Annotated in this window: 30 protein-coding genes; 19 read left to right on the forward strand and 11 right to left on the reverse strand. The window is 51.8% G+C overall.

What is annotated here, in order from left to right; all coding sequences use genetic code 11:
- Positions 1-7: 7 nt before the first annotated feature.
- The 19 genes from B5G40_RS04630 (at position 8) to B5G40_RS04715 (ending at position 15,332) form a co-directional block, all read left to right on the forward strand.
- Entirely contained in the window at positions 8-883 is an 876-nt protein-coding gene (locus B5G40_RS04630; RefSeq protein ID WP_242959241.1) for a sensor histidine kinase, read from the forward strand.
- A 106-nt stretch (positions 884-989) separates the two neighbouring features.
- Positions 990-1,163, forward strand: coding sequence for a receptor (locus B5G40_RS04635; protein ID WP_087398923.1), 174 nt, complete (start codon positions 990-992; stop codon positions 1,161-1,163).
- A gap of 12 nt (positions 1,164-1,175) precedes the next feature.
- Positions 1,176-1,865, forward strand: a complete 690-nt coding sequence (locus B5G40_RS04640) for an ABC transporter ATP-binding protein (RefSeq protein ID WP_087398924.1) — start codon at positions 1,176-1,178, stop codon at positions 1,863-1,865.
- Entirely contained in the window at positions 1,865-2,620 is a 756-nt protein-coding gene (locus B5G40_RS04645) for an ABC transporter permease (protein ID WP_087398925.1), read from the forward strand. Before B5G40_RS04640 ends, B5G40_RS04645 begins: the two co-directional genes overlap by 1 nt.
- 96 nt (positions 2,621-2,716) lie before the next feature.
- Complete coding sequence (locus B5G40_RS04650) at positions 2,717-3,136, forward strand: winged helix-turn-helix domain-containing protein (RefSeq protein WP_058963740.1); 420 nt, start codon at positions 2,717-2,719, stop codon at positions 3,134-3,136.
- Between the two features lie 110 nt (positions 3,137-3,246).
- Positions 3,247-3,915, forward strand: a complete 669-nt coding sequence (locus B5G40_RS04655; protein WP_058963741.1) for a response regulator transcription factor — start codon at positions 3,247-3,249, stop codon at positions 3,913-3,915.
- Positions 3,893-5,413, forward strand: coding sequence for a sensor histidine kinase (locus B5G40_RS04660; protein WP_077138511.1), 1,521 nt, complete (start codon positions 3,893-3,895; stop codon positions 5,411-5,413). The genes B5G40_RS04655 and B5G40_RS04660 overlap by 23 nt, the downstream gene beginning before the upstream one ends.
- A gap of 14 nt (positions 5,414-5,427) precedes the next feature.
- Complete coding sequence (locus tag B5G40_RS17450) at positions 5,428-5,553, forward strand: hypothetical protein (RefSeq protein ID WP_275533056.1); 126 nt, start codon at positions 5,428-5,430, stop codon at positions 5,551-5,553.
- Between the two features lie 143 nt (positions 5,554-5,696).
- Positions 5,697-6,371 (forward strand): CatA-like O-acetyltransferase, encoded by a 675-nt coding sequence (locus B5G40_RS04665; protein WP_077138512.1) that lies wholly within the window; start codon positions 5,697-5,699, stop codon positions 6,369-6,371.
- Positions 6,368-6,952, forward strand: coding sequence for an alpha/beta hydrolase (locus B5G40_RS04670; protein WP_343286723.1), 585 nt, complete (start codon positions 6,368-6,370; stop codon positions 6,950-6,952). The genes B5G40_RS04665 and B5G40_RS04670 overlap by 4 nt, the downstream gene beginning before the upstream one ends.
- Positions 6,953-7,102: 150 nt before the next feature.
- Positions 7,103-7,963, forward strand: coding sequence for an ATP-binding cassette domain-containing protein (locus B5G40_RS04675; protein WP_087398926.1), 861 nt, complete (start codon positions 7,103-7,105; stop codon positions 7,961-7,963).
- Positions 7,960-10,143, forward strand: coding sequence for a hypothetical protein (locus B5G40_RS04680; protein ID WP_087398927.1), 2,184 nt, complete (start codon positions 7,960-7,962; stop codon positions 10,141-10,143). The genes B5G40_RS04675 and B5G40_RS04680 overlap by 4 nt, the downstream gene beginning before the upstream one ends.
- A complete protein-coding gene (locus tag B5G40_RS04685; protein ID WP_087221851.1) occupies positions 10,136-10,846 on the forward strand; it encodes a hypothetical protein in 711 nt (236 codons plus the stop codon). Before B5G40_RS04680 ends, B5G40_RS04685 begins: the two co-directional genes overlap by 8 nt.
- Positions 10,847-10,978: 132 nt before the next feature.
- Positions 10,979-11,299: a winged helix-turn-helix domain-containing protein gene (locus B5G40_RS04690; protein WP_227604696.1), complete on the forward strand. Its 321-nt coding sequence runs from the start codon at positions 10,979-10,981 to the stop codon at positions 11,297-11,299.
- Positions 11,300-11,536: 237 nt separating this feature from the next.
- Entirely contained in the window at positions 11,537-12,145 is a 609-nt protein-coding gene (locus B5G40_RS04695) for a class I SAM-dependent methyltransferase (RefSeq protein ID WP_087221855.1), read from the forward strand.
- Between the two features lie 65 nt (positions 12,146-12,210).
- Positions 12,211-12,771 carry a TetR/AcrR family transcriptional regulator gene (locus tag B5G40_RS04700; protein WP_087398929.1) on the forward strand — a complete coding sequence of 187 codons (561 nt, stop codon included), beginning with the start codon at positions 12,211-12,213 and terminating at the stop codon, positions 12,769-12,771.
- Between the two features lie 80 nt (positions 12,772-12,851).
- Positions 12,852-13,466: a methyltransferase family protein gene (locus tag B5G40_RS04705; RefSeq protein WP_087221859.1), complete on the forward strand. Its 615-nt coding sequence runs from the start codon at positions 12,852-12,854 to the stop codon at positions 13,464-13,466.
- Between the two features lie 80 nt (positions 13,467-13,546).
- Entirely contained in the window at positions 13,547-14,872 is a 1,326-nt protein-coding gene (locus B5G40_RS04710) for an MATE family efflux transporter (protein WP_087221861.1), read from the forward strand.
- Between the two features lie 52 nt (positions 14,873-14,924).
- Complete coding sequence (locus tag B5G40_RS04715; protein WP_087221862.1) at positions 14,925-15,332, forward strand: winged helix-turn-helix domain-containing protein; 408 nt, start codon at positions 14,925-14,927, stop codon at positions 15,330-15,332.
- A 40-nt stretch (positions 15,333-15,372) separates the two neighbouring features.
- On the opposite strand, the gene B5G40_RS04720 is transcribed toward B5G40_RS04715, so the two are convergent.
- The 11 genes from B5G40_RS04720 to B5G40_RS04770 form a co-directional block, all read right to left on the reverse strand.
- The gene (locus B5G40_RS04720; protein WP_087221864.1) at positions 15,373-16,089 is read right to left on the reverse strand and encodes a Fic/DOC family protein; all 717 of its coding nucleotides are present in this window, start codon (positions 16,087-16,089) and stop codon (positions 15,373-15,375) included.
- The gene (locus B5G40_RS04725; protein ID WP_006573901.1) at positions 16,082-16,285 is read right to left on the reverse strand and encodes an antitoxin VbhA family protein; all 204 of its coding nucleotides are present in this window, start codon (positions 16,283-16,285) and stop codon (positions 16,082-16,084) included. Before B5G40_RS04725 ends, B5G40_RS04720 begins: the two co-directional genes overlap by 8 nt.
- A 203-nt stretch (positions 16,286-16,488) precedes the next feature.
- Positions 16,489-16,866 carry a hypothetical protein gene (locus B5G40_RS17280; protein WP_242959235.1) on the reverse strand — a complete coding sequence of 126 codons (378 nt, stop codon included), beginning with the start codon at positions 16,864-16,866 and terminating at the stop codon, positions 16,489-16,491.
- Between the two features lie 4 nt (positions 16,867-16,870).
- Positions 16,871-17,053, reverse strand: a complete 183-nt coding sequence (locus B5G40_RS04735) for a helix-turn-helix domain-containing protein (RefSeq protein WP_087221866.1) — start codon at positions 17,051-17,053, stop codon at positions 16,871-16,873.
- Entirely contained in the window at positions 17,043-17,456 is a 414-nt protein-coding gene (locus tag B5G40_RS04740) for a sigma-70 family RNA polymerase sigma factor (protein WP_227604679.1), read from the reverse strand. Before B5G40_RS04740 ends, B5G40_RS04735 begins: the two co-directional genes overlap by 11 nt.
- A gap of 752 nt (positions 17,457-18,208) precedes the next feature.
- The gene (locus B5G40_RS04745; RefSeq protein ID WP_087221868.1) at positions 18,209-18,571 is read right to left on the reverse strand and encodes a metal-dependent transcriptional regulator; all 363 of its coding nucleotides are present in this window, start codon (positions 18,569-18,571) and stop codon (positions 18,209-18,211) included.
- Between the two features lie 13 nt (positions 18,572-18,584).
- A complete protein-coding gene (locus tag B5G40_RS04750; protein WP_087221870.1) occupies positions 18,585-20,210 on the reverse strand; it encodes an ABC transporter substrate-binding protein in 1,626 nt (541 codons plus the stop codon).
- Between the two features lie 3 nt (positions 20,211-20,213).
- Entirely contained in the window at positions 20,214-20,942 is a 729-nt protein-coding gene (locus B5G40_RS04755) for an ATP-binding cassette domain-containing protein (protein WP_087221872.1), read from the reverse strand.
- Entirely contained in the window at positions 20,915-21,718 is an 804-nt protein-coding gene (locus B5G40_RS04760) for an ATP-binding cassette domain-containing protein (RefSeq protein WP_087221874.1), read from the reverse strand. The genes B5G40_RS04755 and B5G40_RS04760 overlap by 28 nt, the downstream gene beginning before the upstream one ends.
- Positions 21,715-22,497: an ABC transporter permease gene (locus B5G40_RS04765; protein ID WP_087221876.1), complete on the reverse strand. Its 783-nt coding sequence runs from the start codon at positions 22,495-22,497 to the stop codon at positions 21,715-21,717. The genes B5G40_RS04760 and B5G40_RS04765 overlap by 4 nt, the downstream gene beginning before the upstream one ends.
- Complete coding sequence (locus tag B5G40_RS04770; protein ID WP_087221878.1) at positions 22,497-23,429, reverse strand: ABC transporter permease; 933 nt, start codon at positions 23,427-23,429, stop codon at positions 22,497-22,499. The genes B5G40_RS04765 and B5G40_RS04770 overlap by 1 nt, the downstream gene beginning before the upstream one ends.
- Positions 23,430-23,441: the final 12 nt, after the last annotated feature.

A 23,441-nucleotide genomic window follows, 5' to 3' on the forward strand; every position in this document is an offset into this window, starting at 1 on the left:
GCTGGCAATGCTTTCCCTGTTTTTGTTTCTGAAACTGATTTATCAGCGGAAACTGGTTCGGAAAATCAAAAAGCAGATTGATTTTTTGACAGACCGGGATACGCAAACAGAAATCATGGTGGAAAAAACGGATGGGCCAATACAGGATTTGGCTACAAGTATCAATCATCTTCTCGAAAAATATCGCGGTATGAGGCAGGAAATCGAACGGAGCGACGCCCTGTTCCGGGATACTATTACCAGTCTGTCCCACGACTTGCGAACGCCGCTGGCAACAGCAAACGGCTATATCCAGCTCTTACAGGAACAGGATTTAACCGGGGAGCAAAAAGAATATGTAACGATTGCGGGAGAACGAATTTCCGCTGTAAAGCTACTTCTCGACCAACTGTTTGAATTTGCAAGGATTGAGGCCGACGAGCTGAAATTGAATTGCAGGAATACAGATATACACAGTGTACTTCGGGATGTTGTTGCCTCATACTATGGCGATTTTGAACAGAAAAAATGCGTCCCCAATATCGTTATCCCAAATTCACCGGCTATCATTTGGGGCGATCCAGATGCCTTAGCCCGGATCTTCTCAAATGTGGTTTATAATGCGCTTGTTCACGGGGAGGGAAATTATCAGATCACCGCAGCGTTAGAAGAAGCTCAAACGGTTATAACCGTTAAAAATGCGTCGAGCAGTATTCAGCAGGAAGATATTCCCCATTTGTTTGACCGTTTTTACACCACCGACCAGTCACGGGCAAAAAAGACAACCGGGCTGGGGTTGGCAATCGCTCAAAGACTTGTGACCCGTATGGGCGGGCAAATCTCGGCTTCTCTGCAAAACGGTATCTTTGCAATTCAAATCGTGTTTCCCATTGTCAATTTCTAAAGGGCTGCTTCGGCAGCCCTTTTTTCATCCTTAGACTTTCCTTAGACTTTTCTCAAACAAATCCTAAACCTCTTTGGTAAAGTATGAGCCATAGGAGGTACAAACAATGGTTAAGGTAGCTTTAGTAATTTCACTCATCGCTTTGGCAGTGTGCCTGCTCATGGCCTTGCATGGTATATTGAGCGATGGCCTAAAAGGGTTAAAACAGAGAACAAAACCCATTGGGATTTCATTTTTGATTTATGCTGTGGCCTTTTTGCTTTTCATCTTTTTTCAATAACGGAGGAATTTCATGCTGGAAATCAAAAATGTAAATCTGAATGTTGGAAATACCGCCTTGCTGTCCAACATCCACCTGACTTTAGAGCAAGGAAAAATCTATGGTGTTCTGGGGCCGAACGGGGCCGGTAAAACAACACTGTTTAAGTCCATGCTGGGACTGACTGCCTTTTCGGGAGAAATCCTCTCGGATGGACAACCCGTTTCCAGTAGATGTTTTGGAAGTTTGATTGAATACCCGGCTTTTTACCCACGGCTCACCGTAGAGGAAAATTTGAAGCTCCACGCGCAGTATTTAGGTTTGAAACGGCCAAACATCGAAGCAGCGCTCAAACAAGTAAACCTGCTGGATGCCCGGAAAAAGCTGTTCTCTCAACTTTCTTTGGGAATGCGCCAACGGCTGGGAATTGCCCGCGCCTTTTTAGGCAATGTTCAATATTTGCTGCTGGATGAACCTACCAATGGCCTTGATCCGATGGGGATAAAGGAAATCCGGCTGCTTCTGAAAGAACGCCTGAAATCTCCCCAACACTGTATTTTGGTATCAAGCCATAATCTGACGGAGATTGCCGCTGTCACAGATGTTCTTATTTTCATTCGTGGCGGAAAAATCATCAAGGTTGTAGAAAACGACTATAACGAAAAGGAACTGGAAGCACTGTATGAGGATATTATGACTTCCGGCCAGAGGGAGGAAGCATAATGGGAGTGTTGATTAAAAATGAGTTTTACAAGTTGAAGCGGGAATGGTTTATGGTGTTTCTTCTGCTGTTGTCGCTTCTTCCCATCCTTACCGGCGGAGCAGGAGCAGTTTTTAACAACAGCACAAAATCACTTGCTGACCTGTTCTTCTTTATGAATAACCAGTTTTCCATGTTCTTCCCAATGGTGATCTTCATTTTGATAGGTTCGCTATTTTATCAGGAATACAAGAACAAAACTTACATCAACTGGATTACCTACGGTTTTTCAAAGAAGAAGCTCTTTCTATCGAAAGTCGCTGTCAGCATCGTTATCGGCTTCGGCTTCGCGGCCGTCTTATTTATCGCTTTTGGCCTGCTTGTGGCGGTACTCAATGGAGCTGGCAGGTTGACCGGGGGTGTTTCCCTGTTCCTCAATCTGGCAATCGGGTTTGGAATTGAAGCTGGTGTTGTCGTTTTGATAACTACCTGTTTAGGGGCAATCGTTATCAACCTGAGCCGCAATATCATTGTAACAAGCGTCGTAGGGGTTATATATGGCTTTGCATCCTGCCTGTTCATCGGTTCAGAAAGTGGTTTTATCATTCCGGGCAGCTTCGCATATCGTGTGTCCATGTTCTTCTCGGATAAATCTACTTACTATGAAGCCCCTGTACCGGCCACCATCGGCGGATGTATCAGCATTGTACTTTGCCTTATCGTGATGTTTCTGGTTGGATTGATTGTCTTTTCCCATAAGAAAAAAATCGAAAATTAACTGCTGCCGGACGACGGCAAAAGAAAAAAAGCCGTCGTTCAGCAGTCTTTTCCCCTGCGCCTAATACACTACGACGGCTCATAAGGAGGCGTCAGGATGGAAAAGACCATCATTATTCGAATAACGAATCCAACAAAGGCACAAGATGCTTTGCTCCAGCGGCTCGTGCGGGCATTTCGGGCAGAACATATTGAGGTTCAAGAAAACACTGCTTTTACTTTATTGTCTGGAAATCTACAAATCGACCCGCAACGCAGGCTGGTATGGCAGTCCGACCAGACGGTGGACCTGACCCCGATGGAGTTTGACATTCTGCTCCTGCTGGCCCGCCGGCCAGGGCAGGTGTTCTCCGCCCGCCAAATCTATGAGGCTGTCGCTACGGACTCTTTTGATGCCAGCTGGACCGGGATCTCCAGCATGATCTACAAGCTCCGGCGCAAGCTGGGGACTGGCATCATAGAAACAGTGCGGGGACACGGTTACAAATTCATCGTCCCAGGCACCTCACCAAAATGAAGCAAGCGCACAACGGATTTTTCTCCGCTGTGCGCTTCTTTTTGTGATTACTTTCTTTTCTCCATGATAAATTCACAATCCCATGATATACTTCGATTGGGTGATTACAAATGAAACGCATTTTAATTGTGGAAGACGAGCCGGATATTCAGGAGCTGCTGCGCGCCTACCTGGAGGATGCCGGCTACCAGACTGCCGTGGCTGGGGATGGCGTGGCAGCCCTGGCTCTGTTTGGCGGGCAGACCTTCGACCTGGTTCTATTGGACCTGATGCTCCCGAAAATCGACGGCTTTGGGGTCTGCGAGCTGATCCGCCAGCAGTCCCAGGTCCCTATTTTGATGCTCACCGCCCTGGATGGGGAAGAATCGCAGCTCCGGGGTTTCGGTATGGACATCGACGACTATGTGACCAAGCCCTTCTCCATGCCGGTGCTGCTGGAAAAGATCCGGGTCATCCTCCGCCGCCGTGGAACCGCCGGGGAGGACAGCCGCCTGCGGTACCGGGACCTGACTTTGGATCTGGACACGCGGGAGGCCCTGCTGGACGGCCGGCTCCTGGACCTGACCGCCCGGGAGTTTGAACTGCTCCACACCTTTCTGGCCGCGCCGGGCCGGGTGTTCACCCGGGAGATGCTACTGGCAAAACTATGGGGCTATGACTTCTATGGGGACGAACGGGTGGTGGACAGCCACATCAAAAACCTCCGCCACAAGCTGGGGCGGAACTATATTGATACTGTAAGGGGGGTGGGCTACCGTGCTGCGAAAGAGGATCACTGAAAGCCTGACAGCCCGGATCTTTCTCATTACCGCCGGCGTCCTGCTCGCGGCCGGGGCGGTCACCTTCAGCTTTATCGCCTGGGCCTCCCCCAGCACCTATACCGCCGTAGTAAATGATGACCTTACCGCTCAGGTGGATGCCCTGGTGGGGAAACTGGCGGACACGACTCCTGCGGACTGTGGCGAGCTGCTGGATGACTTTGTGCTTACCTCCGGGGCCAACGCCATGCTGGTGGGGCCGGACGGGCGCCTGGTGGACACAGGGGCCAAGCTGACGGTGCAGGCTGTGTATGAGGATGATACCATGATTGTCACCACCTCAGAGCAGGAAAGCACCGTCGGTTATCACAGCCAGGACATCCGGGAAGGCGATACGGTAGCGGTCACCATGTCGGAGCAGGCTACCATTACCGCCGAGGTGGTGTTTGCAGGCCAGAACGAGAGCTATACCCTCTATGTCACCCCGCGGATCGAAGTGGAAAATCTGGCGGTGCGGGCGCTGATCCAGATAGCCCCCTGGCTTTTGATGGTGTTATTGGTATTTTCTCTGCTGTGCGCCTTGATTTACTCCCGATACATCACCCGGCCTATCGTGCGCATGAGCGGGATCGCCGGGAAAATGGCGGAGCTGGACTTCCACTGGGAATGCGGTGAAAAGCGCAAGGACGAGATCGGCAAGCTGGGCCGCAGTCTGGATCAGCTTGCCCGGCGGCTGGACACCGCTCTCACCGACCTGGAGAACGCCAATCGGGCGCTCCGGGGTGAGGTGGAACGGGAACGGGAGCTGGACCGCCAGCGGATGGCCTTCTTCAACGCCGCCTCCCATGAGCTGAAAACTCCGGTGACCATTCTGAAGGGGCAGCTCTCCGGCATGCTGGAGGGGGTTGGCGTCTATCAGGACCGGGACAAGTACCTGCTTCGCTCGCTCCGGGTAACGGGACGGATGGAAAATCTGGTGCAGGAGATGCTGGCGATCTCCCGTATGGAAAGCGGCTCTGTGGCTGTGAAGCGGGAGCCCGTGGAGCTGTCCGCCTTGATCGAGCGCCAGCTTGCCCTGGACGCACCTCTTCTGGAGCAGCGGAACCAGCGGCTGGTAAAGGATCTGACGCCGGGGATCGTTGTCATCGGGGACGCCTCTCTGCTGGGCCGGGTGGCAGGCAATCTGCTCTCTAACGCATCCCTCTACTCGCCGGAGGGGGCGGAGGTGCGGGTGTGGTGCGGCCTGCTGGACGGCCGCCCAGCTCTGACGGTGGAGAACACCGAGGCCCACATCTCGGAAAAAGCCCTGCCTCATCTGTTTGAGGCATTCTACCGGGAAGAAACCTCCCGGAACCGGGCTACAGGTGGCAGCGGCCTGGGGCTGTATCTGGTGAAAATGATTTTGGCCCGGCATGGAGCGGAATGTACCATCGAAAATACAGAGGACGGGGTGCGGGCTGCGGTGCGGTTTGAAACGGACGCTGTTTCTGGACTTGCCGCCGGGAATATGATAGGATAAGCATAGATGATCCAATGAAAGTGAGGGTGCCTGCGGAACAGACGATTTTGATTCACACCTGTGGCTACAAGGCAGATATCTGGAAAAAAACATCTCATTTTTGGATTGCCGGAAAGGGCATCCTGCGCCCGGTTCATTGAGGAGGTGAACGAATGAAGCGCGGACTTGATGCGGCTCCATGCAAGGCTTGAGCTGGATGGCTTGTATGGAGCAAACGGAAATACCCCATCCCAATGGCCTTGCATGATGAAACGGAAAAACAATCATGCAAAGGAGTATTGAGATGAATTACAAAAAGGTTGATTTCAGCACCTGGCCGAGAGGCGATCTGTTTCAGTTTTATATGGACCACATGCGAGTGGTCATGAGCCTGACGGTGGACATGGATGTGACGCCGCTGGTCCGGTTCGTCAAGCAGCGCGGCATGAAGTTCTATCCGGCCATGATCTGGGTGGTATCCCGGGTGATCAACGCCCATGAGGAGTTCAAACTGGGCTGGGACCAGGATGGAAACCTGATCCGCTGGGACTTTGTTTCCCCCAGTTATGCCCACTTCCACCCGGAGGACGGGAACTTCACCAAGCTGGTTACGCCTTACATGGAGGACCTGCCGGCATTCCACGCCCGTTTTCTGGAGGACCGGGAAAAGTACCGGGAACTCCGGGGCGTGGTGGAAGGGCAGCCAACGAATCACTTCGATGTGTCCTGTCTGCCCTGGGTTCGCTACCGCCACTTCGATGTCCATGTGTTTGACCAGGGGGACTTTCTGGCCCCGGTGGTCACCTGGGGCAAGTACGAGGCGGAGGGCAGCAGGCTGGTCATACCGCTGACCATGAACATCCACCACGCGGTGGCGGACGGGTTCCACCTGTCCCGGTTCTTTACCGAGGTACAGGAACGGATGGACCGTATGGCCGCAGACAGTCCACAGGCTGAGGACGGAGGTGAACAGGTTTGAAACGCGCAATTTTATATGTCCACGGCAAAGGCGGCAGCGCCGGGGAGGCAGACCGCTTCCGGGCCGTCTGCCCCAGTTTCGACGTGCTGGGGGTGGACTACCGGGGGGAGCTTCCCTGGGAGGCGGCACCCCAGATCGCGGCCGCCTATGACGAGGCCCGCCGGCAGTATGAGCACATCATTCTCCTGGCCAACAGCATCGGGGCCTATTTCACCATGCTGGCCCTGGGGGATCAGGCGCCGGACAGGGCGCTGTTCGTGTCGCCGGTGCTGGACATGGAACGGCTGATCCTGGACATGATGGCCTGGGCCGGTGTGTCGGAGCAGGCGCTATGCGAACGGGGAGAGGTCCCCACAGACTTCGGGGAGACCCTGTCCTGGGCGTACCTGTGCTATGTGCGGGAGCATCCCATCGCTTGGCAGGTCCCCACGGAAATCCTCTATGCCGGGGCGACCATCTGGTGTCCCGTCAGAGTGTGGAGCAGTTCGCGGCGGAGCACGGCGCCGGTCTCACCGTCCTGGAGGGCGGTGAGCACTGGTTCCACACAGAGGAACAGATGGCCTTACTGGATAGCTGGGTGAAAAAACATCTTTTATAGTGTTAGAACGGGGCAGGCCGGTGGCCTGCCCTGTTTTCTGCCTTTCTCCATACAAATCACAAATTCCCTCCATCTTCGCTCCATATTGCCCTGGTATTCTTTCCTCATCCCAAGCAGAAAGGAATCCAACAATATGGAAATCAAGATTCAAAATGTCAGTATGACCTACCCCAGTGGGAAGCAGGCCTTAAAGGGGCTGAACCTGGAGTTAAAATCCCCCAGCCTCATCGGGCTGCTGGGCCCCAACGGGGCGGGCAAATCCACCCTGATGAAGCTGCTGGTGGCGGCCCTGCAGCCCACCGGAGGGAACATCCTGCTGAACGGGGTGCCGCTGGCCAAGGTCGAGAGCCATCTGAAAGCCAGCCTCGGCTATCTCCCCCAGGACTTCGGTTTGTTCGATGAATTGACGGTCACCCAGTTTTTAGACTACATGGCCGCACTCAAGGGGATTGCGAATCCCAAGGCCGCGATCCAAAAGACAATCCAGGCGGTCAATCTGGAAGAAAAGGCAAAATCCAAGATCCGCACCCTCTCCGGCGGCCAGCGCCAGCGGGTAGGCATCGCCCAGGCCCTATTGGGGAATCCCCCCTTCCTGATCTTTGACGAGCCCACCGTGGGACTGGACCCGGAGGAGCGCATCCACTTCCGCAACCTGTTCTCCCGCACAGCCGAGGAGCATCTGGTGCTTCTCTCTACCCACATCATCGAGGATGTGCAGTCGGTGTGCGACCAGATCGTGGTCATCCACCACGGGACCATCCTGTTCACCGGCACGCCGGAGCAGTTGATCCAGTCGGCTGCCGGCCATGTGGGCATCTTTTGGGAGAAGGATGAGACGCTGGAGCAGGGGCTGCACATCACCGCCCGGGTGAACACCAGTCAGGGCATCCGCTGCCGGGCCGTGGCGGACAAGCTGCCGTCCTATGCCCAGGCGGAGGAGCCCTCTTTGGAGGATGCTTACCTCTATCTGATCTCCAGGGAGGCGGTACAATGAAGACAATGCGGCTCTTTCCCCTGGAACTGAAGCGGCTGCTGCAAAGCCGCCTGACCTGGCTGATGATGGCTTTGGCGGTCCTCTCCCCGGTGCTGGGGCTGGTACTCTACAAGCCCGCCACATCCACCACCATGCTCTCCATGTATCTGGCAAACCCCGCGATTGCCGGCGGTGTGGCCGGCGCCATCCTCTTCGGCCTGCTGACCATCTTTGAGCTGGACCGGGCCTGCCGCAGCCGGGTGGACATTCTCACCGACGCGGTGGTGTCCCCTCTGACCACAGCCCTGACCCGACTGCTGGCCCTGCTGACGGCCGCGGTGCTGACAGTGGGCCTCACGATGCTGGTCTGGCTGCCCATCAGCGCGGGGCTGATCGGCGCCGTGTTCACCGGCGCAAACTATGTGCTGGCCTATCTGCTGTTTATGGGGCTGGCGCTGCCCCTGGGCATCCTGGCGGCGGCCGCAGCCTACCAGTTCACCCGGCGGGCGGATCTGTCCATCGTCCTGTTTATCGCCTTCTGCGCCCTGAGCCTGACGGTGTGGGCAGCGGAATGGCAGTTATGCTGGCTCAACCCCTGCGTGTGGGCTTTGTCCGATGATTTCTCCAACCTCCGTGTGTTCCGGTCGGTGGCCTGGATGCGTTTCACCTGGCTCCTTGCACTGGCCGGGGTCTGGACAATCTCCTATCTCTGCATCCGGCAATATGGGAAGGGCGTGTTCGGCTCCCTGGCCCGGAGCGCCCGGCGGCTCTACCGCCCGGTGATCGCCCTGGCGCTGCTGATCTGTTCCGGCGCCGCCTATGCCGCCCAGCCCTTTATCGACCACAGCAACCCGGATTTAACGGTGATGTCCTTCTATGAGATCCCCTATGCCGAGGGCGTTACCTTTGTCCGCCGCACCGCTCAGGTGTTTCCGGACACCGATGCCGGCACCGTGACGGGCCGGGCCTCCTACCAGTTCCGGAACACCTCCGGCCAGGAGCAGAGCATTTCCTTCGGCGTCAACCCGGGCTACGCCATCTCCAATGTGAAAGCCAACGGCGCTGACGTTCCCTTCACGGTAAGCGACTACCAGGAGTATAACGAGGCTCTGCTGGAAGTCACCATTCCCGCAGAGGAAGAAGTGGAGCTGACCATGGAGTACAGCGGATTCCCCCAGGAGAGCATGCCCACCATGCAGGGCGGCAAGGAGCTGAGCCGCGAATACCTCTGCCTGGAGAACTCGGCCCTCTCGCCCCGTGTGATGAATGTCATGCCCGGAGATGCCGGCTATCCCGCTGAAATTGAGATCACCCTGCCGGAAAATATGCTGGCGATTCCCTTCGGCTCCAGCGCGGCGGAGGTCGTCGCGGAACACGAGGACGGCACCAGAACATGGCGGTATGAACACAACGGCGCCGGCGGCATTCTCTACGCCGGGGACTATATCCGGGAGGACATTGAGGCCGGCGGCATGACCATCCAGTTCTACTACGGTCACAAGCATCAGGCCGTCATGGAGGCCGCCAAAGCCGTGGACGCGGTGAAGGAAGTGGTGGACTACTGCACTGAGCACTATGGTTCCTTGTCCTTTGGTACAGGTGAAACGCTCAAGCTTATCCAGAGCCGGGTGGCCGGCGGCGGCTACGCCACCACCGGGGCCAGCCTGCTGGATGGGGCGGACTTTACCGCCGCCAACCTGGGGAACACCGAAAAGGGCGGGGGCGCAGGCGAAGTGATGATTCACGAATTGGTGCACCAGTGGTGGGGCCTGGGCAACATGTTTGATACCTCCGATCCCACCAGCCCCTGGTCTGCCGAGGGACTGACTGTCTACACCACCTACCGTATCGTCAAGGATCTGTACGGCGAGGAATATGCCCAGGAGCATTATGTGGATCAGTGGCAGAAAGCGGTAGATGACTACTACCTGAACTTCTATGTGCGCAATCCCGAATATCTGGAGATGCTGCCGGCGCAGGTGCAGCTTGCCATCTCCAACAGTCTGTCTCAGGTTCGGCAGTACAATGAGATGCCCCTGAAAATTTGGAAAGCGGAGCAGTTGGTGGGCGGCGAGGAGGCCATGGATCAGATCCTCCATGACCTGTTCAACCGGGAGCTGGACCCCATGTATCCCTATCTGACCTACCAGGAATTTTTGGATGCCTGCGGGCTGACGGAGGAGGATTTGAACCTTGCGTAAGATTTTTCGATATGAATGCCGCAGGCTGCTGTGGAACAAGTTTTTTATCGGGCTGGCGGTTGTGCTGCTTCTCTACGGGGCGCTGGTGCTCCATGCCGTGACCATCCTGGGGGTATCCCACACCGCCCCCTTCTCTCCCTGGAGCTTTGGGGATTATCTCTCCCGCATGCTGCCTTTGCTGTGGATCGGGATGCTGTTCTTTCTGACCTTCTATACCTCGCCCAAGGCCCGGCGGGCGGCAGTTCTCATGGACGCTACGCCGATGCCGCCCAGGCAGTACGCTTTGGCCCGGTGCGCCGCGGCCCTGACGGGCGGCGTGCTGCTGAGCCTGCTGTGCATGGGAGAGGCGGCGGTGTTCTACGGCCGCATGTTCCACTGGTACGGCTGGGGGAGTCTTCTGCTCCCGGCTCTGGCGACCCTTCTGCCCGCCCTTGTGTTCGCACTGGGGAGCGGCTGGCTGCTGGGGCAGATCCGGCCCTGGCTGGTGTATGTGTGGATGGCGGTACCCTTCCTGTGTATGGCCTTGCCGCTGCCCGACGCCCTGGGAATCTGGAACGGACATTTTTTCAGCAAGTACCCTCTAGCACTTGGTACTTTAGACCCCGCCTTCTCTATGCCGGCCGCAGTTCTTATCGTTCAGTGCATACTGTTGGCCGCGGGCATCGTCCTGTTGATGGTTCGCCCCGCACGATCCAAAAGATAATAAGCGGGCGAAGTTTGAATGACTGGAGGTGAGCTGCTTGGGAAGTTTATAATTCTATCGTTTAGGGACGATGAAGAAGCCCTTTTTAGCAAAGCAATATCGGCCTTTGCTTCAGTCGCAGACTTGTCCACGGTGGCCGCCTCCGCAGACGCCCCGCTGCTCTTTGGCTCTCTGCAAATCGACCCGCAGCGCAGGCTGGTCCGGGAGGCCGGCCAGACGGTGGACCTGACGCCGATGGAGTTTGATATTCTGCTCCTGCTGGCCCGCCGGCCAGGGCAGGTGTTCTCTGCCCGCCAGATCTATGAGGCCGTTGCAGCGGACTCCTTTGACGCCAGTTGGACGGGGATCTCCAGCATGGTCTACAAGCTCCGGCGCAAGCTGGGGGCTGGCATCATCGAAACAGTGCGGGGCCACGGCTACAAATTCGTTGCCCCAGGCACCTCACCAAAATGAAGCAAGCGCACAACGGATCTACTTCCGCTGTGCGCTTCTTTCATTCCTCACGCCAGTAATACGGCTCCGGCACACAGGGCTCCTTCTGGTGTTTGTGAATTCGATTTGAAAGATGGGGAATTGCTGTGAAGCAGTTTTTTCTCTTTGCAAAATTCGTATTCCCAATTTATGAATGAAAATTATTCATTGACATTTTCACAAATGGTGCTATACTTATTGATAGAAGGAGGTTGAGCCATGAATACCATAAAAGAAAACTCAAAAGCAGCGTTTAACCAACAGGCCGCCACCTACGATAAAGATATTAAGGGCCAGCACGCCCGCTCCCTTTATCCTATTCTGCTGGAAAAGCTGTCACACATTCCTTTCCACTCTGCTCTGGATTTAGGATGTGGGACTGGTGAAATGCTGAAACTCATTTTTCAGAAGGATACCCATAAAGAATTGTGCGGCATCGACTTGTCGGAGGAAATGCTTGCTGTTGCTAAGTCAAAACTTCCGGAACAAGTCAAGCTGTTACTGGGAGATAGTGAGTCACTCCCTTTCCCGGATAACACTTTTGATGTTGTGTACTGCAATGACTCTTTTCATCATTACCCAGCTCCGCAGAATGTATTAAAGGAAGTGCATCGTGTTTTGAAGCCGGAAGGGACCTTCCTGATGGGGGATTGCTGGCAACCATTTGTAGGGCGCGTGATAATGAATTTCTATATGCGCCATAGCAAAGAAGGCGATGTGAAGATATACTCTGAAACAGAAATCGTTTCGATGCTTTCAGAATATTTTCATAATGTGTCGTGGGAGCAGATTGGAAATACGGCCTGTATTGCTATGGCTCAAAAATGAGTGATATTCAATCATTGATTCTTTAGCGTGGGCGTGCTATTATAAAAAGAAAGGAGGCTCGGACTATGCGGATTACAAAAGAACCAGAAGCACGCAAGCAAGAGATCTTGGATACTGCCCTCAAATTGTTCGGGGAAAATGGATATGAAAAAACCTCGATTACAGATATAGCAAAAGCAATCGGCGTTGCTCAAGGTCTATGCTACCGATACTTTCCGTCCAAAGAGGCGCTATTTGACAGCGCGATTGAACAGTATGCAGATGTTCTGGTGGAACAGCTTGTTGGCTTTGAAAAGGACGATCACAAGTCCCTGCGGCAGATCATCGAAGATATGCCTGCCACGATGGAAGATCGGGACACAAAGTACTATTCAGTTTTTCACCAGGCCGAAAATAAGAAATTCCACGATCAGCTTTCTCTAAAAGTATGTGAGAAGTTGGTTCCGCCTGTGGAAAAGCTGCTACAGCGGGCCCAGCAAAACGGTGAGATCCAGATTGATGATTTGCAGGCTGCTGCGATGTTTTGTGTATATGGACAGCTTGGCATCCTGTTGGCGGACGAACTGACACAAGAAGATAAATCAAAGCGGATTCGAGAATTTCTCATATATGCGCTTCGCCTTTGAAAAATATCCCCTGCTATCGGGCGGGGGATATTCAAAGGTCAATAACTGAATAGTTTTCATTCACATACGGAGGAGCTATAATGAATGACCCTTCATGCTTTACAAACTTACATGAATATTACACTTTCATTTATGCCATAAGCTACATGATGTTAGTAGAAGTTGGAATCTGGATCTACAATTTTAGGGGCTGGTTGAGAAGGCTGGATAAGAAAAATAGTGATTATGGAACGCTTCTGATTGTTATGTTGGGGTGTTGGGGAAGTTTTTACTTCAGCCCTTATTTCAGGAGCCAACAATTTACGCAAATAGCTGGAGAAATACTTCTCCCTCATATTTTTTACTATGTGGGTGTGGCTTTAATTCTAATAGGCACGACATTGCGTGCTTTTGCGGTCTGGAGCCTGCGGCATTCCTTTACGCTTGCTGTCAAAACAGGCAGCAACCAGCAGTTGGTTACAACCGGCGTTTACCGATATATCAGGAATCCCGCTTATGCCGGAACAATGTTGAGTATGCTTGGAAATGCTTTTTGTTTCCGTTCTGCTTTTTCGCCCTTCATTGTGTTACTAATTTTGGCAGTCTGCTATGGAATTCGGATTAAGGTAGAGGAAAAAGCATTATATGAGTGCTTCGGAGAAGATTTCAAAAATTATTGTTTCCGTTCATGGAGACTGATACCTCTTATTTGGTAACTGGCTACTGTTTTAGTAGCCATAAAATATCATTCAAATATGAATGTTCTTCATTCAATTATAGAAAGGAAGTTTTTATCATGCCAACAAAAATTGATTTTGTAGGTGGGAATACAAAGCGTTGCCTTATGGCGATGGCGCTCCCGATGATTGCCGCCATGTTCCTCAATATGATGTATAACCTTGTGGACAGCCTGTGGATCGGGAACTTGCTGGGAGAAACAGCCTATGCCGCATTGACAAACTCCACCCCCATCATCCTGATCTTGACTTCCGTTGCGATGGGCGCAACTAACGGTGTATCAATTCTGATCTCCCAGGCGATTGGCGCGAAGGACAAGAAAAAGACAGAGAGTTTGATTGCCACATCCTTCTGCGTTGCGGTAGCTTTCTCCCTCCTTGTGACGATTCTGCTTGAGGCGTCTCTTCCTGCAATTTTGAAGGCGCTGAATACTCCGGCCGAAACTTATGATATGGCATACAGCTATTTGGCCATCTATGTACTTGGGTATCTTGCAGTTTACCTTTACCTTTACTTCACCGCTGTTTTGCGGAGCTTTGGCAATTCTATGTTTCAAGCAGTAGCCATGCTGGTGTCAACAATTTTGAACGCGATCCTCGATCCTATTTTTATTCACTTTATCGGATTTCACGGTGCGGCGATTGCTACACTTCTTTCTCAGGTCATCTGCCTGCTGTTTATGCTGATCTATCTGAAAAAGAAAAAGCTGTTTGCATTCAAAATTTCTGCGTTTGACAGAAATGCTGTATTACCCCTGATTCAGAAAGCAATCCCTTCTGTCATCCAGCAAAGTATCCCTGCAATTAGCACGACTTTCCTCACGGCGCTTGTCAGCACCTATAGCGTCACCGCAATAGCAGCTTATGGAGTAACGGGAAAACTGGAAACCATTCTTTTCTACCCGGCAATGGCACTGAACATGGTTTTGACCACTATTATTGGACAGTGCGTTGGTGCAAACCGTTATGATCGGGCCAAGGACTATCTAAAGTGCGCTTTGGGATATGGCTGTGGCCTGCTCGTAATTCTTTCCGTTGTGGTGGTCGGTTTTTCGAGACAGCTTTCCGGTCTATTCGTCCGCAGTGAGGATGTGGCCGCTATTGTTGGAACATATTTTTTGATCGTCAGCATTGGGTATATTCTTAACACCGTCACAAATTGCTATTTAGGTTCCCTTAACGGGATGGGGAAACCGTCAAAGAGTATGTTTCTGATGATTTTCTATTACATTGTAGTCCGGATGCCCTTGGCGTACTTACTTTCCTATCTGGGGTTCGGCCTAAATGGAATTTGGGTTGCGGTATTGATCAGTCATGTGGTAGCCAGTGCCGCCGCAAGTATTTCTGGAACTATCTCTTTCAAGAAAAGGCTGACTGCAGAATAGGAAACTTATTATATCGCAGTTCTAACTATAGGGAGGTGATTCGTTTGGGAAGTTGGTAATCCTGTCTTTTGATGATAACGATGATGCTGTCTTTAATAAAGCAATCGCCGCTCTTTCTTCTATTGCAGATTTTTCCACGGTGGCTGCCTCCGCAGACACGCCGCTGCTCTTTGGCTCCCTGCAGATCGACCCGCAGCGCAGGCTGGTATGGCAGGCTGGCCAGACGGTGGAGCTAACGCCGATGGAGTTTGATATTCTTCTCCTGCTGGCCCGCCGGCCAGGGCAGGTGTTCACCGCTCGCCAAATCTATGAAGCTGTTGCGGCGGACTCCTATGACGCCAGCTGGACCGGGATCTCCAGCATGGTCTACAAGCTCCGCCGCAAGCTGGGGGCCGGTATTATCGAAACAGTGCGGGGCCACGGCTACAAATTCGTTGCCCCAGGCACCTCACCAAAATAAAGCAAGCGCACAACGGATCTTCTTCCGCTGTGCGCTTCTTTTATTCCTCACGCCGGTAATGCGGCTCCGGCACATAGGGCTCCTTCTGGTATTTGCGATATTTTTCCGGTACTTCGGCAGGCTCCTCCAGGCTTTCCGCACTGTAATCAATCGGCTCATCACAAACAGCGTCCAGCAAAATGCGCTCCAAATGCTCAAATTCTGAAAACTGATCCAGGGAGGCCATCACAAAGGAGTCGCGGACATAACCGGCACTGGCAGCCATCAGCTCCTGATCCATAAAGTATCCATGATACTCCACAAAAAAGGTCATCATCATTACAACCGTTCGGGTATTTCCCTCCCGGAAGGGATGCACCTGCCAGATTGGCGGAAAGAGGCTGGTAAGCTGATGAACAAATTCTTCCCGGCTGATGCCATCCCAGCGAGTATTTCTCAGCCGCCTAAAAGCCTCGTCGAGATCTTCCTCTATCCTGTCATCGTTGCTGTACCAAACGCTTCGACCTGCCAGCAGTTTCTCCCGCTTTTCGATATTGATGATGCGGTACTGGCCGGCCCATTCGTAAATGTCGCCAAACAGGCATCGGTGGATCTCCCGTAGGCCATTTGGAGAAAAGTCTTGAAAGCCCTGTTCGTATAACAGCATCATATTGGCTCTGGATTGCTCGGCCTCGATGCGATCCAGTGTTTTCTCATTTTTGATGTCCAGCTTGTTTTTCAAGACAGGCACATCTTCATACAGGTATGGATCAGACACGGCTCTGACGCTCCTGCTCCGCGATCCGGCGGTGATGTGCCAGCAATGCCTGCTTCATCTGTTCGCCCGTCAACTCACCGCGTGCCCAGCTGGCAGACAGTGACCGTGCATAGCTGGAAATCGGCGCACCCTCAATGGCGTTGATCGCGTCAGCCGTCTTGACCGCTGCAATCCGTTTCTTTTCCAATGGACTCATCGCGCCTTCACCCCCTTCATTGATTTTAGTATAACACAGAACAGGCCTGTTTCCAATAGGCCAGACCAATGCGAATCTTTCTGAATTAGCAGCGAGCCTCAATGATTTCCTGCTCGGTGGTGCTGCCGGTGGACGGTTGGTACTCAATTTTGAAAGTTTGGATCAGGGTGGCTCGATGAGTATAAAAGCATAACGCTTTTTTGCTATTTCTCTTGATGATTTTTTCCATAATCAATCAATGTACCTATAACAATTCCAATCAACATTCCAATACCCGCACAAATAGGAATAGCAAAAAGATTTTGCAGAAACGCCCATCCCAATACACCCATGCAACCACCGACAATAAATCCTGTTAATAAGCCAATAGTTAAGTATCTATTGTTTTTCATATTGTTATATCCCCCTAAATTGAACTTTATCGTTGGCTCTATTATACTATGACCAGTTGCTTTTTGGAATAGATGAATTGTAAACTTGCTGAACGGGAAAAGCTTGAAACGCAAGGTATTCTCAGGTGGCAAATACATTTTAAGCCCACGGGAAAGACCCTGAGACAGCGATCTCAGGGCCTTTCTCATAGACTTAAATCCGGAACAGGTCAATCGCCCGCATCAGCGTGATGCACAGCTCCTGGTACAGATCCTCGTCCAGTCTGCCGTTAATCACGGCATACTTGAGCAGCAGGGGCCGGTACATGAGCAAAATGCTTGTGCTGGCCTCTTGGTCACCGCCCTTGGCTCGCCGCAGCATCTGTTCAAATGTCATATCCGTTCACCCCCTCGATGTTCTTCTTCAACTTCCGGATAGCCCGGTAATACACCGCGGCCGCGCCCTTATACGACAATCCCAGCTGCATACCGATCACATCGAATGGGCGCTTGTCCAGCACGCGGGCCAGGAACACATACCGTTCCCGCTCGTCCAGCTGTTTCAAGGCATACAGGAGCGCACCGCTCTCAATTTTCTCCCAGAGGGGCAGCCGCTCCATCACTTCCTGCTCCAGCGTCTGGCTCACAGCAAAGATCGTATCCGTCAAGGTCTCCTGATTGCTGTACGCATAAAGGGCCTTCAGATAATCCCGCTGGGTTCGTCTGACTGCCTGGATTAAGTAACCTGTAAACTTGATTTGCAGTTCTTCCTCTGCTCGTCCATTATTTCGTTGCCACATGGCCTTATCCTCCAAATAGTTCAAGAATTTTAAGGGAATTCTTGAACCTTTGGCGGAGACCGGCACCGAACTAACGGGCATCTTGCCTTGCCATATAAAGAAACGCGGCCGGCCGCACACCGCAAAGGTGAGCTGCCGGCCGAGTGATACACATAAAGAAGTCCGTCATGACTTCCGGCGCCCGCAGGAGGAGGCTTATCGCTCGATTTGCGATGTTCCCGCCTACTCCCGTGAAAAGGGCGGCGGAAGAACCGTATTGTAAAGTAAGCTGTGTGTCGAAATGTAAGCAGATGGACGAACCTCTTTATGTGCATGATCCATCTTTCCATCATGCACTTCTGGCTCCCTGCCATCTGGACCACACTTTGCACACGAGCCCGCCGATGCTATGGGCTGGCGGCGGGCCTGCCAATCATCTTAGGTGCAGTGTTGTTCCGAAAACTTTGTTGATTTTTGTCGGATTATAAAAGAAAAGGCGGCCTCATTCTCTCTGGAATAAGACCGCCTGTTGTAACTTGAAATTACCTCTGCTATTTTGATTTCTCCGTCTCATAGACATCCCTCCCGTTCTTTCTACCCATATATGGCTTCAAAATGCCATATTAAGTGTAAAGGGCAAAGATCGCTGGATTTTGACTGAACGGCAATTTTTCCCATCAGGCGGTTATTTCCATCAAAATTTTGCAGCTTTAACACAAAGAAAAAGGGCGGGCAAAGATCTGATTTCTCCGCCCGCCCTTTCTAAACAAGATTTATCCCTGGCGCTTGACCTTCAGGTGCTGAAAGCTGTCCTCGCTGATGGCGTGCTCCATCCGGCAGGCATCTGCCTCAGCCGTTTCTTGATCCACGCCGGCCTCTATGAGCATTTCCGTGAAAAAGCAGTGCTTCTCATAGGTGCGCTCGGCCACCTCGCGGCCCACATCGGTCAGGCGAATGAAGCCGTCCTCGTCCCGCTCGACAAATCCGCCGGTCTGCAGTGTTGTAATGGCGTGGGTGATGCTCGGCTTGGTGAATCCCATGTGTCGGGCAATATCAACTGGACGCACCATGCCCATTTTCTTTTGGAGAACAAGGATAGCCTCCAGGTAATCTTCTCCCGACGCATGGAGTTTCATTACATTGCCTCCCTTATTCCGCAGGTTCCAGAGACAGAATATCGAAGAAGCAAGGTGTTCCTGTGAAGGTATAGCCTGCAATCTTATCAGTGTTATAAACGAGCATATCCTTTTGATAAGTAAGAGGAATATCCAACACATTACCTACATCGTAGTTAAATAAGTAGGTGTAGGTATCCCGAACTTCTTGGTCATCGGACATATTAGTCAATTCTTTGATGGTAGCAAGGAACTCGTCAGAGCCTTCAATGCCAGGCAACGAGGGTGTCTGCGGCACCATGCTGTCCATAGGAGTAAACCAGCAATGGGGAGACGCAAAGGCGTACTGGCAATGCCACAAGGTCAGATCGAACTTGCCTTCCAGATAATCGGCATACCACTGCATCTGCTCAGTCCCGTAAATCGTAATATCAATTCCCACTTCTGCAAGCTGGCTCTTGATGACTTCGGCAGTAGGCATACTAACGGATGTGCTGCCAGTCTCCAGTGTGAGCAAGAGACTCAATGGTTCTCCGTCTTTTTCGCGGATACCAGTGCTTTCATTCATCAACCAGCCAGCCTCATCCAGAAGCTGATTTGCCATATCCGGGTTATAGTCATAAGTTGTTTCTAACTCAACATCCGCATAGGGAGTATCGCGGGTGGCTGGGATGTCTGCCGGAGGTTCATAACCGTTAGAAATAGCTACGGACATTTCCTCTTTATCAATGGCATAGGCTATGGCCTGCCGTACACGAATATCAGACAAATAGGGGCTGGTGGCATTGGTGGTGATTACTTGCACACGGGTATCTTTTTCGGCCATCTGTCCGTCAATCCCGTCCATAGCAAGAGCCTGGTCGTATTCCTCATAGGTCAGAAGCGTGCCCCCGTAGATCATGTCAATCTCGCCGGTCTGGAGAGCCTGGAGGCGGGAGGTCGAGTCAGGAATGTATTTGACGATAATCTCATCCCAATAGGGTGTTTCTCCCCAATAGTCCTCGTTCCGAACAAAGCGAGTGTACTCGCCGGCCACATACTCGTCATAGATATACGGGCCTGTGCCTGCAACACCGGAGATAGTCTGGAAGTCACCGGGGATAATGTACTCCGGCGCGCTCATGGGGTTTACATCCGGCCAGCAAAAATCCTGAAGGTAGGCATAGAACGGATGGTCGTAATGAAGCGTGATTGTGTACTCATCGACAACCTCAATCTCTTGAATGTCAGTAATGCCCTTCAAACTGTAAAAGGATGGGTTAGACTGCTTATGTTCCAGATTTGTCTTGACTGCTTCGGCATTGAAGGGTTCCCCATTGTGGAAGGTGACGCCCTGGCGCAGATGGAATGTAAGCTCCGTCTGGTCATCGTTATACTCCCAGCTCTCTGCCAGGCCGGGGACAATCTCACCATTGTCAAAGTCCACCAGGTTTTCATACACCAGCTTGGATGTGCAATAAAGAGAGTTATTCATGTAAAGGGTAGAGAGGTCTGTGGTTTCTGCTCCAATAGCGTAGGTCAGCACTTTCTTTTCAGAGTCTGCCGTAGTTGATCCATCGCCGCCAGACTCCGCAGATGTCTGATTACTGCTGCAAGCAGTAAGGAGCATGGCGAAACAACAAATGGCCGCAATGAGACGAGCAAGTTTCGATTTTTTCATGGTTTACTTCCTTTCCTGTAAATTTATGTCAATATTAGATTGACCGATATTAACGATTTGCCCGCTTTCCAGCTCATAAATGCGCTGGGACAGGCGATAGGCGAATTTCATATCGTGGGTGATAAGGAAATAACTGCACCGGTATTCCCGATGGTATGCCTCCAGGACCTCCCGAATCGCCTTTTGAGAAATCAGATCAAGTCCGCTGGTTAACTCATCCAAAATAAGATAGTCAGGCCGCACAGCCAGCGCCCGCAGCAGTGCAACGCGCCGCTGCTCACCCCCAGATAGGTTTTTGGTTGGCGTATCCAATAGTTTTCTGCTGGTGGCCGTCAAATCCATCAGTTCTAAAATTCTCTGTTTACGCTCCCCGAAAGATAATTTGGTCAAATTGCGTAATGCTTCCTCCAAGTTATGCCCTACGGAGAGCCTACGGTTCAGGCTGCCAGTGGCATCCTGGAAAACGGCCTGTATCTTTGTGCGATGGCTACGCCACTGTCCATAACTCCATTTGGCAATGTTCTCGCCATCAAGCAAAATCTCGCCACTGGTGGGTCGTTCCAAACCGATTAAGAGGCGGGCCATTGTGCTTTTTCCACTGCCGCTTTCTCCGGTAAAACTGATATTTTCCCCTTTTACCCATGTAAATGAAATGTCTCTTAGCGCACGAAAGGGCTTGCCGGAGGCGTCCAGAAACTCTTTGCTCACATTTCGGACTTGGATTTCTGCCATGTCCAGCCACCTCCTTCCTCAACCATAGCCAAACGCACGAACTCTTTTGTCCACTCCTTATGAGGGGCGGCAAACAAATCTGCTGTTGTGCCATACTCTACAATGATGCCGCTCTGCATCACAAGCAGATCATCACAGAGAGTGCGAATAGCTGCATCATCATGGGACACAAACAGAATTGCTGCCTGTTGTTTCATCCGCATCAATACCTGGATCAGATACTCCTTGTTTTCCTCATCCAAAGCGGAGGTCGGCTCATCTGCAAAAATGTACCGAGGGGAAAGGCCAATTAAAATCGCCATAGTTGCCCTCTGAAGCATCCCTCCGGACAACTGGCTGGGGTAGGAACGATAAACCCGATCCGTATCCAGAAGATTGACCTTTTGCAGAACATCCATACTAAGTTTGCGAGCAGCATTTTTGTCTAATCGAAGCCGTTTCCGAAATGTTTCTGTCATCTGTGTCCCAACTGGCACATGAAGATTAAACGCAGTCATCGGGTTTTGCGGAATAAAGCCCAAAGTTGTCCCGCAGAGATCCCGCCGCACTTTTTCTGGCTTTTTTAGCAGGTCCTCTCCATCCAGCAATATTTGTCCAGAGTTAATGGATACATCCCCATCCGATACCCCCATCAGCGCCTTTAAGAGTGTGGTTTTGCCGGAGCCGCTGGCACCGGTCAATCCAGTACAGACACCGGGGGTCAAGGTAAACTCCACACGATCCAGCAGAACGACTCCTTTTGATGTTTGAACAGACAGGTTTTTGACCTCTATCATGCCGCGTCACCTCCCTCCAACTGTTTTGCCAACAAATTAAAGGCCAAGGTACACAGGAAAATAAATAGTATCGGCAGGAAAAGCAACGATGGATGGGTCATCAGCATACTGCGCCCCTCGGAGAGCATCGAACCCCAGTCAATCACATCATCGCCCAAGGTTAGCCCGATAAAGGAAAACGCCGAAATATTCATAATCATTTCCGCGCAGGATAGGCAGAGGAAATGTACCAAGGGTCGGATAATGTTCGGCAAGATATGGACAAATAACACCCTGCTGCGGGAGGCCCCGGAGGACACCGCGCACAATACATAAGCCTTATCCAGTTCAATCTCTGTCTGTGTTTTGACCAGTTTAATCATCCTCAAAATCAGAGAGACCGTCAGCGCCACCAGCATCGTAGGGATGCTGTTTCCCCATATCCCGACAAAAATGATAAGGTAAGCTAAAGGTGGGATCGCTGTCACAGCGTCCAGCAAGCTACTGAACACCAAACTTCTGGCGGCATTTGCTCTGCCCAGCCATAATCCGATCAGCGTACCAAGAACAAGCACAATGCCTCCGCCCAGCAACACAATACCGAGGGTCACATAACCGCCATACAAAAGTCGGGATAATTCACAGCGACCAAACTGGTCGGTCCCCAAAGGGAACTCTGCACTGAATGGCGCATACTTGTTAACAATATCCATCGCCTCCGGGTCATGTGGTGCGATAAGAAATCCGAGAAAACAAAAAATAATGATGAGGACCGGAATTATCCATTTCAAATGTTTCATTACAGGTCCCCCTTTCGTGTCTGGAGCAGGCGCTGGATAATGTCTGCCAGAATGTTGAAAATCACCAGTGCAAAAGCAAGGAACAGCACCGTTGCGTAAATCACGGGCAGATCACGATTTGTCAGGCTGTTTACAATCCGATACCCCAATCCTGGCAGAGAAAAAATGTTTTCCACTATGGCGGATCCCGCCATACACATTCCCATCATCTGCATAAATGTCGGAACCGTAGAGATGATAGCCTGGGGCATAGCGTAGCGCACTACAATATAAGGATCGCTTAACCCCCTGCAACGGGCGTAGAGAACACTGTCCTCACTCATGGCCTGCTGAATCGCTTTTGAAAGCATTTGCCCGAAAAAGGCAATCCCGCCCACCGCCAAACAGAGTGCCGCCGGAAGGTATCTCATTAAACCTGTATTGCCAGATACACTAATCAGGTTCCATCTCACGGCCACCACATCAATAAATGAAGTTGCCAAATAAAACGCTGGGATTGATATTGCCGCGATGGACGCAAATGCCAGGATTTTGCCGATCACATTCTTTCGTGTCAGATAGAGCAGAACCCCCAATATCAGTGCCCCAACCGCTTGAAGAACCGCAGATAGTAGCACAATACAGGCAGTTTCCTTTAGTGCTGATCCGACAATAAGGAAAACATCCCGATTATCCACATACGAATTTCCCAAGTCAAAATGAAGCAAGTCATTCAGCCAGTCCAGATACTGTACGACAATCGGGCGATTCAATCCCATCTGCTCACGCACTGCTTCAATACGCGTCTCATCGACCGTGAATATACGGCGCGAGTAGGCTTCGGCGGCATCGATGGGCGAAAGCTGCATCAGGATAAAAGTGATCGCCGTTACCAGAAATAAGGTTAAAAAAAGTTGTAAAATTTTTTGGAGTAGAAATCTTTTTGTACTCACACCTCCGCCTCC

This window comes from Flavonifractor sp. An9 (assembly GCF_002161245.1).
In the GTDB taxonomy this organism is placed as follows: Bacteria; Bacillota; Clostridia; order Oscillospirales; family Oscillospiraceae; genus Flavonifractor; species Flavonifractor avicola.

What these genes read in the sequence shown, in the direction of transcription:
- B5G40_RS04755 (WP_087221872.1), bottom strand. Translation starts at nt 20,942, where the DNA reads ATGGCAGAAATCCAAGTCCGAAATGTGAGCAAAGAGTTTCTGGACGCC.
- B5G40_RS04635 (WP_087398923.1), top strand. Translation starts at nt 990, where the DNA reads ATGGTTAAGGTAGCTTTAGTAATTTCACTCATCGCTTTGGCAGTGTGC.
- B5G40_RS04680 (WP_087398927.1), top strand. Translation starts at nt 7,960, where the DNA reads ATGAAGACAATGCGGCTCTTTCCCCTGGAACTGAAGCGGCTGCTGCAA.
- B5G40_RS04740 (WP_227604679.1), bottom strand. Translation starts at nt 17,456, where the DNA reads ATGTGGCAACGAAATAATGGACGAGCAGAGGAAGAACTGCAAATCAAG.
- B5G40_RS04645 (WP_087398925.1), top strand. Translation starts at nt 1,865, where the DNA reads ATGGGAGTGTTGATTAAAAATGAGTTTTACAAGTTGAAGCGGGAATGG.
- B5G40_RS04765 (WP_087221876.1), bottom strand. Translation starts at nt 22,497, where the DNA reads ATGAAACATTTGAAATGGATAATTCCGGTCCTCATCATTATTTTTTGT.
- B5G40_RS04665 (WP_077138512.1), top strand. Translation starts at nt 5,697, where the DNA reads ATGAATTACAAAAAGGTTGATTTCAGCACCTGGCCGAGAGGCGATCTG.
- B5G40_RS04700 (WP_087398929.1), top strand. Translation starts at nt 12,211, where the DNA reads ATGCGGATTACAAAAGAACCAGAAGCACGCAAGCAAGAGATCTTGGAT.
- B5G40_RS17450 (WP_275533056.1), top strand. Translation starts at nt 5,428, where the DNA reads ATGAAAGTGAGGGTGCCTGCGGAACAGACGATTTTGATTCACACCTGT.
- B5G40_RS17280 (WP_242959235.1), bottom strand. Translation starts at nt 16,866, where the DNA reads ATGAGAAAGGCCCTGAGATCGCTGTCTCAGGGTCTTTCCCGTGGGCTT.
- B5G40_RS04710 (WP_087221861.1), top strand. Translation starts at nt 13,547, where the DNA reads ATGCCAACAAAAATTGATTTTGTAGGTGGGAATACAAAGCGTTGCCTT.
- B5G40_RS04675 (WP_087398926.1), top strand. Translation starts at nt 7,103, where the DNA reads ATGGAAATCAAGATTCAAAATGTCAGTATGACCTACCCCAGTGGGAAG.
- B5G40_RS04640 (WP_087398924.1), top strand. Translation starts at nt 1,176, where the DNA reads ATGCTGGAAATCAAAAATGTAAATCTGAATGTTGGAAATACCGCCTTG.
- B5G40_RS04725 (WP_006573901.1), bottom strand. Translation starts at nt 16,285, where the DNA reads ATGAGTCCATTGGAAAAGAAACGGATTGCAGCGGTCAAGACGGCTGAC.
- B5G40_RS04650 (WP_058963740.1), top strand. Translation starts at nt 2,717, where the DNA reads ATGGAAAAGACCATCATTATTCGAATAACGAATCCAACAAAGGCACAA.
- B5G40_RS04655 (WP_058963741.1), top strand. Translation starts at nt 3,247, where the DNA reads ATGAAACGCATTTTAATTGTGGAAGACGAGCCGGATATTCAGGAGCTG.
- B5G40_RS04695 (WP_087221855.1), top strand. Translation starts at nt 11,537, where the DNA reads ATGAATACCATAAAAGAAAACTCAAAAGCAGCGTTTAACCAACAGGCC.
- B5G40_RS04735 (WP_087221866.1), bottom strand. Translation starts at nt 17,053, where the DNA reads ATGACATTTGAACAGATGCTGCGGCGAGCCAAGGGCGGTGACCAAGAG.
- B5G40_RS04750 (WP_087221870.1), bottom strand. Translation starts at nt 20,210, where the DNA reads ATGAAAAAATCGAAACTTGCTCGTCTCATTGCGGCCATTTGTTGTTTC.
- B5G40_RS04745 (WP_087221868.1), bottom strand. Translation starts at nt 18,571, where the DNA reads ATGAAACTCCATGCGTCGGGAGAAGATTACCTGGAGGCTATCCTTGTT.
- B5G40_RS04630 (WP_242959241.1), top strand. Translation starts at nt 8, where the DNA reads ATGCTTTCCCTGTTTTTGTTTCTGAAACTGATTTATCAGCGGAAACTG.
- B5G40_RS04705 (WP_087221859.1), top strand. Translation starts at nt 12,852, where the DNA reads ATGAATGACCCTTCATGCTTTACAAACTTACATGAATATTACACTTTC.
- B5G40_RS04760 (WP_087221874.1), bottom strand. Translation starts at nt 21,718, where the DNA reads ATGATAGAGGTCAAAAACCTGTCTGTTCAAACATCAAAAGGAGTCGTT.